The following is a 10,108-nucleotide window of genomic DNA, read 5'->3' on the forward strand; positions in this document are numbered from 1 at the left end:
TTTCATTTCGACTCCTCATCGCTGCGCCGGGGAGCAGGCGAAACCTCCGGGCCCGCGGACAGGCTCTACATCCGCCGCCGGCACGCCAATTGCGACCTGGCGCAATCACATCATGAAGCCACTCGACTACACCTCCCCGGACTTCGGCGGGGCGCCACCCGGACCTACCCTTTTCGGATGACGCCGGAACCGGCGTTCACGGGTTCACCGAACGGCATCCGCCGAGACGCACGACACCGCTTCCGTGCGGTCGAGGTCACCGCCTCCAACAGCGAGCGTTATATTCTGCTTGCTGCAGGTGACAACAGCGACGGTCTTCTACGGCGTCAGGGTCGGGCGGAGTCAACGGTGTCAGACGAACTGGCGGACGGTTCCGGAGTCGGTGACGTACCGGGGCCTGCGTCGATCACCGGAACCATCCGGGTGTTCCTTCTCGACGACCACGAGGTAGTGCGTCGCGGGCTGCGGGATCTCCTCACCGACGAACCCGATGTAGAGGTGGTCGGGGAGGCCGGGCGGGCCGATGAGGCGGTAGCCCGGATCCTGGCCCTCCAGCCCCACGTCGCGGTGCTGGACGCACGCCTGGAGGACGGCAGCGGTATCGAGGTCTGCCGGCAGGTCCGGTCGAGCGATCCACGGATCGCCTGCCTCATCCTGACCTCGTTCGACGACGAGGAGGCGCTCTTCACAGCGATCATGGCGGGCGCGGCCGGCTACGTTCTCAAGCAGATCCGGGGAACCGCCCTCGTAGACGCGGTGCGCCAGGTGGCGGCGGGCAAGTCCCTGCTCGATCCCGCGGTGACGCCCCGGGTCCTGGTGCGGCTGCGGGAGGGACCAGCCGAGGACGAACGGCTTTCCGGGCTCACCGACCAGGAGCGGCGCATCCTCCGGCTGATCGCGGAGGGGCTCACCAACCGCCAGATCGCCAGCCGGATGTTCCTCGCCGAAAAGACCGTGAAGAACTACGTCTCCAGCTTGCTGTCCAAGCTCGGGCTGGAGAGCCGGACCCAGGCCGCGGTGTTCGCCACCAGGCTGAATCCCTGAATCCCTGAACCCCTGAGGCTCTTGAGGCCCGGGGTTCCCCGCAACCCCGCCGTACCCGCTAACCGAGGACGCTCCATCCCTCGCCGGAGTGCACGCGAAGCTCGGGCAACGGCGCGATCACCGGGACCTGCCAGGTCATGGTGGTGCCGACGCCGCCCGCTCCCGGGCCGAACTCCATCCGGCCGCCGAGGTCGAGCGCACGGTGCCGCAGGTTGGCCAGCCCGCTGCTGCGCGAGGCCTTGCCGGGGCCGCGGCCGTCGTCGCGCACCTCGACCAGGATGTCGGCGTCGGTGACCCGCAGCAACACGTGGATCCGGGAGGCCCGCGCGTGGCGGGCGATGTTGGACAACGCCTCGCGCAGCGCCGCGAGCATGTGCGGGCGGATGGCCGCGGGGACCCCGCGGTCGATCGGTCCGTCCAGCCGGACCGTCGGGGTGATCCCCAGGGCCCGTTCGGCCTGGGCGATGACCGCTTGAATCTCGGCGCGCAGATCGGTCTCCTCAGCAGCGTTGGAGGTCAACGAAAAGATCGTCTGACGGATGTCGGAGATGGTCTGGTCGAGCTCGCCGGCGGCGGCGTCCAGCCGCCCGGCCGCCCGGCTGTCCACGACCCGGGCAAGGCTCTGCAGGTGCAGACCGGTGGCGAACAACCGCTGGATCACGACGTCGTGCAGGTCCCGAGCGATGCGGTCTCGTTCCTCGAAGACGGCCAGACGCTCCCGGTCGCGGTGCACCCGGGCCAGTTCGAGGGTGAGCGCGGCCTGCCCGGCGAAAGCCGCGGCCATCTCCAGGTCCAGACCGCCGAAGGAGGCCGAACGCTCACCCGAGCCGAGGACGAGGATGCCCAGCGCCCGGCCACCCGCCATCAGCGGCACCACCATGCCGACCTTCACCGGGAGGTCGGGATGGTCCGCGCCGAACAGCGGACCGCCCGGGGAGTCGGCGGGCACGAGCACGGCCCGGCCGGTGCGCATGGCCTCGTTCAGGCGGCGGTTGTCGGCGAAGACCCGGCCTCGCAGGTCGTCGTCCCCCTCCCCGGCGACAACCCCGACGACCAGGCCGGCCTCGTCGGGGACGAGGATCGCGGCGAGCCGGGCCGCGGTCGCCTGACGAGCCCGCCGGGCCACCAGGTCGAGCGCCTTCTCGGGCTCCGCGACCGACAGCAGCGCGGTCGTGATCTCCGCACTGGCCGAGAGCCAGGCCTGCCGGCGCCTGGTCTCCTCGTACAGCCGCGCGTTCTCGATCGCGAAACCGACCGCGGCCGCCAACGCGCACGCCAGATCCTCGTCCTCCTGGGTGAACTCGCCGCCACCGCGCTTCGCGCCGAGGAACAGCGTTCCGAACGCCGCGCCCCGCACCATGATCGGGACGTTGAGGAAGGTGTCGAACCGCGGGTGCCCGCCGGGAAACCCGATCGCAACGGGATGACGGGCGACGTCGGCCACCCGCAACGGCCGAGGGTGGCGCAGGCTCTCCCCGATCAGGCCGCGCCCCTCAGGAAGTCTGCCGATCATGGTGGGCACCTCGTCGGGGAAGCCCACATGGATGAGCTCCGAGATCTCCCCGTCGTCGCCGATCACCCCGAGGGCGCCGTACTTGGCCCCCACGAGCTGGCAGGCGGCCTGCGCGATCCGGCGCAGGGTGACCGGCAGGCTCAGTTCCCGGGCCACGTCGACGACCGCGTCGAGCAGGCCACGCATCCGGGTCTGCACGGACGCCACTTCGTTCACCTGCTCGGAAAGCTGGATCAGAAGCTGTTCGAGCCGCGCACGATCGACATCGGGGACGGGTCCGCTCATCGGCGCGGGCCCTGGTCTAGGCCCTGGTCCAGGGCAATGACCGAACCTTCGTCCGGGTATCGACGGAATTCGACGAAAACCACCGCGCGTGGCACCTCATTTCCGGTCCCTCTCTCCAGCAGGGTGACGTGCGGGCGCCTGCCCAGGCGGAAGGATTGCCTGCCATGCACGATATCCGGCAAACACCGACTCCGCGGAGCAGCAGGCGGAACACCATAACGAGCACCAGCCGAGTCTCGGAGGGCCACAACGCGCCGGGCTACCTCCAACGTAGAGTGTCGTTCATGGCAATGCCCCACCTCTTCCTGCACCGCGACCGAGTGACGGACCTGGGCCGGGTCGTCAGCGCGGCGTGTACCGGGCGGGCCTGAGCCAGCGTCATCCTCCCGCGGCGCCGTCGGCGGCGGCTCGTCGTCTGCCGTCCCTAATCGGTTGATCGGCTGGTCCAGCTGGCAGTTCTGTCGCCCCGCCCCGACGGTCCGTCGGCCTCGCGACGCCACGCTCAGCCCGTTCGCACCGTGATCTCCACCGCTCTGCGCCGTCGCACTCCGTGCCTGCGCCACGGCGGGCCACCGCCGGCAGGACATCACCATCGTGCTCATTCGATGCGGTGACCCGGCGCATCAGTCTCGCGCGCGGCACCGCTTCTCCCCGCCCGGCCGTGTCCGGCGGTGTGCCGGCGAACGTACCCGCGTCCCGGCATCACCCGCGTCCCAGCATTACCCGCGTCTTGGGAGTGACTCGTGCCCCTCCTCCACCCGGTCCTCATCGCCGACCCCACCCGCATCGCCGACCCCTTCGTGCCGACCTCGTGCCTGAGCGATGAGCCGGGCCTCATCGACCTGGCGACCCTGTGCGAACTGACCGCCGCGGTCTCGGCGACGCCCGAGGTCTGGCGTCCCGTCATCCGTCACCGTCCCGACCGCCGGTGGTACACCCGGCTGCTGCTCTCCGCGACCGTGGAGGTGTGGCTGATCGGCTGGTACCCGGGGCAGCAGACGGAGGTACACAATCATGGCGGCGCGCTGGGTGCGCTGACGGTCGCTGAGGGTTTCGTGGAGGAGGACCAGTACGACCGAAGCTGGACCAGCTCCCAGGTGCACCGGCACGGGACCGGGGCCGTGGTCGGCTTCGATGCGACCCACGTCCACCGGGTCGCCAACCGCGGCCGGCAGGTCGCGACGACGATCCACGCCTACTCCCCACCGGAACTGTCGATGCGGTTCGCGCCGACGCCGGCCGATGGCGGCCGTACGGAGGATCCGCGTGCCGTCGAGATCCCGCCTGCGGCCGCGGCAGCCGCGACGGACCTGGGCCCGGCCGTCACCATCGGCGCGGCCACCGCGATAATCGAGGCGGGCAGGGGCGACCGCAGGGCTCCGACCCCCGCGGTGGCCGGGAGCGGCGCATGACGGCAACCGAGCACGCCACGGCCACACCACCGAGCCGGATCGACGCGATGCTCGCGGCGGCCCGGTCCCGGCTGCACCGACTCGAACCGGCGCAGGCCGCGCGTGCCCTGGCCGAGAACGGCGACGCGGTGCTGGTCGACATCCGACCCGCGGCGCAGCGCGCCGCGGAGGGGGAGATCCCCGGCGCCGTCATCGTGGAGCGCAACGTCCTCGAATGGCGGTTCGACCCCACCAGCGACGCGTGCCTGCCGCTGGCGACGGGGGACGACCTGCAGGTCATCGTGATCTGCTCAGAGGGTTACACCTCCAGCCTCGCAGCCGACTCGTTGCAACAGCTCGGCCTGCGGCGCGCCACCGACGTGATCGGCGGATTCCACGGCTGGGCGGCGACCGGGCTCCCCACCCGCCCGGCCCGCTGACCGACGCGACCCGACGCGATGCGACCCGCCGGCCCGGTCGAGGCCCCGACCGACTTCGACCGGGCCGGCGGGTTTACCCGGGGGATCCACCGGGGGTCCGCCCAGGGAGTCTCGGTCGTGCCGGCCACGTCATCGCCGCCCCTGCACCCGCAGAGGTCAGGGGCGCATGCAGCAGCAAAAACATCGGATGTGGTTCTGCGCACATTTCTCTACCGAAATCATCCCCCGAGAACCGGGGTAAGCGGACCTTCGCGGGATCGTCACCCGTACGCAATCGAACCCGGGTACCACTCCAACCTTGATCACCAAGGCCCCGCCGGCACCCCTCCCGGGCCGCGCCGGCCAGCCGAAAGTGATCTTCATGCACGCTGTTTCCGCTGTCCAGTAGCGATTCCCCGCCCATCCGGCGGTACCCGGCGAGCCCGATCCCGGTCGCCGCGGCGACCGAGCCCGACCGACGGCAACACCGATCCCGACCGACAGCAGTCATCTCGGAACGCGCACGGTGCGTGACCATCCACCTCGGCACACGCCGGTACGGAGCCCCGGACGTCCGCGTTCCGGAACCCTTGCTATCCGGTCGAGAGACGTCTACGTTCCTCGGTTAACGAGACGAGACGGGATCGTTTCCGAGCGGAGCTCCGCCCACGGTATGCCAACCGAAAGGCAGCGTTGACGGATTCCACCCGGAACGCCCGAGGGCTTCTCGGCTCGACCAGGTTGACCTGCCTGTCTGGGGTGTATGCAACACCGGATTCGGCGGTCTGGAAAAGCATGTGTCCGCCTTTGCAACGTCAGCAGGAGACGGTATGCCCAGTCAGCCCAGCGTGCTACCCGCTCGAAGCTTCGCCACGCTTAGCTCTCTGTCCCCCGCGTGTCACCACGTGTCCGGCGGTGCACGATGAGCGCCGGTGTCCCGGTTCTTCCCGGCCGTGATCTGCCGCCACAGCCGTTCGGAGCTGGTTGGCCCGCCTACTGGCGCCAGGACGCGGCCTGCCGGGACGGCGACCCGGACGCCTTCTTCCCGCCGGACGGCCGCAACACGAAAGCCCGGGCCGCGGCCGAGACGCGGGCCCGCAAGATCTGCTCCGACTGCCCGGTGCAGCGCCCGTGCCTGGCCACCGCGATCTTCTGCCAGGAAGAGCACGGGATGTGGGGCGGCCTGACCTCGGACGAGCGGGCTTCCGTCGTCCCCCGTGGACGGCTGAGCGCGGACGACGCCCTAGTCTTCGCCGACCGGCTGCTGCTGTCCGTGTCGGTCGCGAGCTGAGCGGACCGCGCCCGGTGGCCCCGGGCGCGCCCCGCACCGGTGGCCGCCCCTGGCCGCGCGGTGGCTCCTCACGCCGGCCGATCTGCCCGGACATCGGTGGCGATGATCAGGGCCATGGTTCCGGACGGCTCGGCCGCGACGCCCTCGCTATCCGGTCGGGCCATACCCCATTGACGGACCCGGCCCATCCTGGGCAGTCTGCGTGTCATCACCTCACGCCGCGGGGCGTGCGGCGCGGCGGCACGGGGACCGGACGCGGGAGGGCGCGGTGGGCACGGGTATGGCTCCCGGCGAGGCCGGATTCGACGATCCGGGCGGTGGCGGCGAGAAACCCCAGGCCGCGCCGCCACCGACAAACCCTGGAAAATTTACCGAGAAATTCTTTTCCCCGAATATCATGCTTTATATCGAGCCAGCCCTGCACGGTCCTGCTCGCCGTTCCGCGCCCGCCACGCCAGGCGCGAATTCCCGGCAATTCCGGCTGGAATGGCAGTTCCGGCTGGAACGCGACGGACGTCGCGCCGTCGATTTCCTCCCCGTGCAGCGGAGGGCTCTCTCGTGAGACCACAGCGGCGCCTTCTTCTGCTGCGGCACGCAAAGTCAGACTGGGCCGAGCGGTCGATCCACGACGCCGATCGACCGCTGTCGGGATCGGGCCGGCGGGGCTGCAAAATTATCTCGCGCTACCTCACGGACAACAGGCTCGCGCCCGACCTCATTCTGTGCTCCTCCGCGCTGCGGACCCGGCAGACCGTCGAGGGCCTCGCGGAGGCGCTCCCCCCGAACGTCCCAGTCCTGACCGAGGACCGGCTCTATCTGGCCGAGGCGCAGGACCTGCTGGACCGGTTGCGTGAGATCGACGACGGAGTGCCCAGCGTGATGCTCGTCGGGCACAATCCCGGTATCCACACGCTGGCCGTGGCCCTGCTGCCCCCCGCCGAGCGGTACCAGATCCCCACGTTCCCGACGGCGGCACTCGCTGTCCAAGATCTGACCGTTACGCGCTGGGCGGAGCTGGGTCAGGACTCGGCCCGGCTCGTCTCCTTCGTCACGCCGCGGGGCCTGCGGGAGGCCGCCAGACCGACGGGAGCCCCGAAACCTGGCCCACCGGCCTGAGTCGGGAACGCCGCCGGCCTGAGCTCGGCCGGCGGCCGAGCGCCGCGGCGCGGCAGCCCGATGAACTGGTAGGTGCCGCGCCAGGCCTCGTTGAACCAGATCGGCACGGCACTCAGTAGGCCTGCTCCATGATCTTGGAGACGAGGGCGAAGACGCCACCAAGGACCAACAGTGCGCCGGCCGCGATCCACAACGGCACCGAGGCGAGCGGGAGGGCGAACGTCCCGACGACGAAGCCTACAATGATCAGAAGTACCGCGGCCCACGAACCCGTGTTGGCCTTGTGGTGACCGGTCTCACTAGCCACGTCCACTCCCGTCCGTCCTCATCGGGGCCGCCCGGCGACCCGATGCACATCGTTTTCCGGTGCGAGACTACCCGCGATCGGCATGTCCGATCCCGGATGGCGATGTACCTTTACCCGATCTCGCCATTCTCTTCCCGCGCCGGGAGCCCGGTCACCCGAATCCGGCGACCCGCCGCAGGTCCACCAGCTGGTCGTCGAGCCAGCGCCGCACGTCGTGGGTGCGGACCTGTTCGGCGGCCGCGGCGAGCCGACGATGGCGCTCCTCCATCGGCATCGTCAGCGCAGTGTACAGGGCGTCGGCCATCTGCTGCACGTCGAAGGGGTGCAGGGTGACGGAGAACTCACCCAGTTCCTCGTGCGCCCCGGCCATCTCCGACAGCGCCAGCACGCCGCCACGCCGGTTGACGACCGCGACCTCCTTCGCGACCAGGTTCATCCCGTCGGCGATCGCGTTGACGATCAGAACGTCACAGATGGAGTAGGCCGCCACGGCGAGCGGGAAGTCCTCGACCATCCGCAGGTCGATCGGCTGGCGCCCCTCCTTGGTATGCCGGGCGTTGATCTCCGCGACGACCGCGCCGATCAGGGCGATGTAGTCGGCGTACTCCGGCACGTCGGTGCGGCTGGGCTGCAGCAGCGCCAGAAAGCTGACCTTGCCCACCAGCTCCGGATGCTGATCGAGCAGGGTGCCGAAGGCCAGGAAGCCGCGCACGACGTTCTTGCTGGGGTCGGTGCGGTCCACCCGCAGGATGAGCTGACGGCCATCGTCGAGGAAGATGTAGCGCAGCATCGCCACATGCGCCGCCACCTCCTCGGAGGCCTGCGTAGCGTCCAGCGCCGCCGGGTCGACCGAGATCGGGTGGTACCGGGCGCGGACCACCCGGTCCGCCACCGTCACCGTCAGCTGCTCCAGGTCGGTCGGCAGGCCGAGCAGCTCCTGGGCGCACAGGACGAAGTTGCGAGCGTAGCGCCGGGTATGGAAACCGACCACATCGCTACCGAGCAGCCCGCGCAGCAGCCGCTCCCGGATGTCGGCGGGCAGGACGCGCCACTCGTCCGGCCCCGGCCAGGGAATGTGGATGAAATGCGTGAGCACCACATCCGGGCACTGCTCCCGCACCCAGTCGGCCACGAGGTAGAAGTGGTAGTCCTGCAGCAGGACGAGCGCCTTGCCACCCCGCGCGCGCACCTCGTCAACCACCGCGTCGGCGTAGGCCCGGTTGACCGCAGCGTAGCCGTTCTCGAAGGCGTCGTGCTCGGCCCGGGTGAACACCGGTGACAGCGACCGGCCGTAGAGGCCATGCTGGATGAACCACAGGATCGGGTTGGACCACACGCTGTAGAAGTCGGCGTAGGCGGTCGGATCGGTAACGACGAGCCGGACCCGGATGGCGGGGCCGTCCGGCTCGCCCTCCGCGAGCCGGGGCGAGGGAGAGGTCTGGACGAGGATGGAGCTCCCGGCGCTCTCCCCGGCGACGGCGACGTCCTCCTCGCTGGCTGCGCCGCACACCCACACCGCGTCGTCGAGATGCTCGGCGAGTCCGGACAGGGCCGAGACGAGGCCGCCCGCCCCCCGGGTGACGGTACGACCGGTGGCGTCCCGGTCGAACCTGACCGGACCGCGATTGGACAGCAGCACGAGCGGCAGGTCGAGCGGGTTGAAGTCCGACACGGCGGATACGGCCTCCTGGTCACGGGCGGTACTCGGCGTCCGGCACCGCTGAGCCCGAGCGCCCGAGCGCACGGGAACAATCCGGACTGTAGTAAGCCCGGCTTTCGGATGCATCGCGTTGCAACGCGGCTAGGACGTTGTTACCCAGACCTTCATCTGATTACTGCTCTCATCCGAAAGGTGTCCTTCTGTAACCAGATGCCCCGGCAAGCCGCAACGGGGAGATCCCGTCCCACGTCGGGAGGCGTGCCGTGCCTCACCCCAGCCGTCTACAGACCGTCCCGGTAGTCCCGAACCTCCTGCACAGCCGATCCCAACGACGCCAGCGACGTCTGCAATGTGTCGCGTGTCTCCACCAACGTGCTGGTCAACTGTTCGACCGCGCGGTGCTCACTGCCGTCGGTCGCCGCGATCACCATCGCCTGCGCCTCCTCGATCATGCTCAGCGCGCCCTCCAACTGCCCGGCCACCTCCTCGGTGCGCCGGAACGCCTCGTCGAGCTGCGCCTTGACGTCGGCGATCGTGCCTGACACCCGTCCTCATCCCTTCCTGGAACCACCGCTCCTGGAACCACCGCTCTTCGAGGCGCCGGCCGGAGCCTGCCCGCCGCCGAGGCCGAGACCGAAGCGGACCGCCACCGCGAGCGCGGCCAGCGACGCGATCACCCCGACCGGTTCCATCGGGGCGAGCCGGAACGTGGCCAGCACCATCACCGCGGCCGTACCCGCTCCCAGGGTGCCCGCCCGCAACACCGCCTTCGCCCCATCCTCGCCGCCGGCCCCGAGAGCGACCAGAACGGCGGCGGCCACCGTCGACCCGACCAGGCATGGCACCGCGGGCACGGCGACGAAGGCCCGCAGAAGTCCGACGATCCCGAGGATGAGCACGCAGGCGAGGGCGGTCAGCAGCCCGGCCGACGCCGAGCCGGTGCCCTTGGAGACGGCCCGCAGTTCGGCGGCCTTGCTCATCACGTCCAGGCAGAGCTCGTAGGCCTGGCGCGGCGCGGTCTGCGGGTCCACCTGCGCAGCGGACGGCTCGTGCGGGCCGCCGGCGCGGCCACCCCGCGCCCG

At 70.3% G+C, this 10,108-nt stretch carries 10 protein-coding genes and 1 pseudogene; 6 read left to right on the forward strand and 5 right to left on the reverse strand.

Annotated features, from left to right (window positions below):
- The first annotated feature begins 348 nt into the window (after positions 1-348).
- A complete protein-coding gene (locus AC08OQ_RS12950) occupies positions 349-1,044 on the forward strand; it encodes a response regulator (protein ID WP_462203874.1) in 696 nt (231 codons plus the stop codon).
- Positions 1,045-1,102: 58 nt separating this feature from the next.
- Here AC08OQ_RS12950 and AC08OQ_RS12955 read toward each other — a convergent pair whose 3' ends face one another.
- The gene (locus tag AC08OQ_RS12955) at positions 1,103-2,842 is read right to left on the reverse strand and encodes a sensor histidine kinase (protein WP_476601274.1); all 1,740 of its coding nucleotides are present in this window, start codon (positions 2,840-2,842) and stop codon (positions 1,103-1,105) included.
- 743 nt (positions 2,843-3,585) lie between these two features.
- On the opposite strand from AC08OQ_RS12955, the gene AC08OQ_RS12960 reads away from it, so the two are divergent.
- The 5 genes from AC08OQ_RS12960 (at position 3,586) to AC08OQ_RS12980 (ending at position 7,059) form a co-directional block, all read left to right on the forward strand.
- Complete coding sequence (locus tag AC08OQ_RS12960; protein ID WP_476601275.1) at positions 3,586-4,254, forward strand: cysteine dioxygenase; 669 nt, start codon at positions 3,586-3,588, stop codon at positions 4,252-4,254.
- Entirely contained in the window at positions 4,251-4,673 is a 423-nt protein-coding gene (locus AC08OQ_RS12965; RefSeq protein WP_462188064.1) for a rhodanese-like domain-containing protein, read from the forward strand. The genes AC08OQ_RS12960 and AC08OQ_RS12965 overlap by 4 nt, the downstream gene beginning before the upstream one ends.
- Before the next feature lie 901 nt (positions 4,674-5,574).
- On the forward strand, positions 5,575-5,943 hold the full coding sequence (locus AC08OQ_RS12970) for a WhiB family transcriptional regulator (RefSeq protein WP_462188063.1): 369 nt from the start codon (positions 5,575-5,577) through the stop codon (positions 5,941-5,943).
- 268 nt (positions 5,944-6,211) lie between these two features.
- On the forward strand, positions 6,212-6,505 hold the full coding sequence (locus AC08OQ_RS12975) for a hypothetical protein (RefSeq protein ID WP_476604423.1): 294 nt from the start codon (positions 6,212-6,214) through the stop codon (positions 6,503-6,505).
- Positions 6,502-7,059 carry a SixA phosphatase family protein gene (locus AC08OQ_RS12980; RefSeq protein ID WP_476601277.1) on the forward strand — a complete coding sequence of 186 codons (558 nt, stop codon included), beginning with the start codon at positions 6,502-6,504 and terminating at the stop codon, positions 7,057-7,059. Before AC08OQ_RS12975 ends, AC08OQ_RS12980 begins: the two co-directional genes overlap by 4 nt.
- Before the next feature lie 112 nt (positions 7,060-7,171).
- Here the strand turns inward: AC08OQ_RS12980 and AC08OQ_RS12985 are convergent, their stop codons facing one another.
- From AC08OQ_RS12985 to AC08OQ_RS13000, 4 genes and pseudogenes are all read right to left on the reverse strand, one after another.
- Positions 7,172-7,366, reverse strand: coding sequence for a hypothetical protein (locus AC08OQ_RS12985; protein ID WP_462189278.1), 195 nt, complete (start codon positions 7,364-7,366; stop codon positions 7,172-7,174).
- 151 nt (positions 7,367-7,517) lie between these two features.
- Positions 7,518-9,038, reverse strand: a complete 1,521-nt coding sequence (locus AC08OQ_RS12990; protein WP_476601278.1) for an alpha,alpha-trehalose-phosphate synthase (UDP-forming) — start codon at positions 9,036-9,038, stop codon at positions 7,518-7,520.
- 269 nt (positions 9,039-9,307) lie between these two features.
- A complete protein-coding gene (locus tag AC08OQ_RS12995) occupies positions 9,308-9,571 on the reverse strand; it encodes a hypothetical protein (protein ID WP_476601279.1) in 264 nt (87 codons plus the stop codon).
- A 6-nt stretch (positions 9,572-9,577) separates the two neighbouring features.
- Positions 9,578-10,108: pseudogene (locus AC08OQ_RS13000) on the reverse strand (hypothetical protein); the annotation flags it as partial.

It is taken from the genome of Frankia sp. CcCS3, assembly GCF_977927575.1.

Excerpts from the sequence above, each read along its gene's own strand:
- AC08OQ_RS12955 (WP_476601274.1), bottom strand. The coding sequence starts at position 2,842 with ATGAGCGGACCCGTCCCCGATGTCGATCGTGCGCGGCTCGAACAGCTT.
- AC08OQ_RS12965 (WP_462188064.1), top strand. The coding sequence starts at position 4,251 with ATGACGGCAACCGAGCACGCCACGGCCACACCACCGAGCCGGATCGAC.
- AC08OQ_RS12970 (WP_462188063.1), top strand. The coding sequence starts at position 5,575 with ATGAGCGCCGGTGTCCCGGTTCTTCCCGGCCGTGATCTGCCGCCACAG.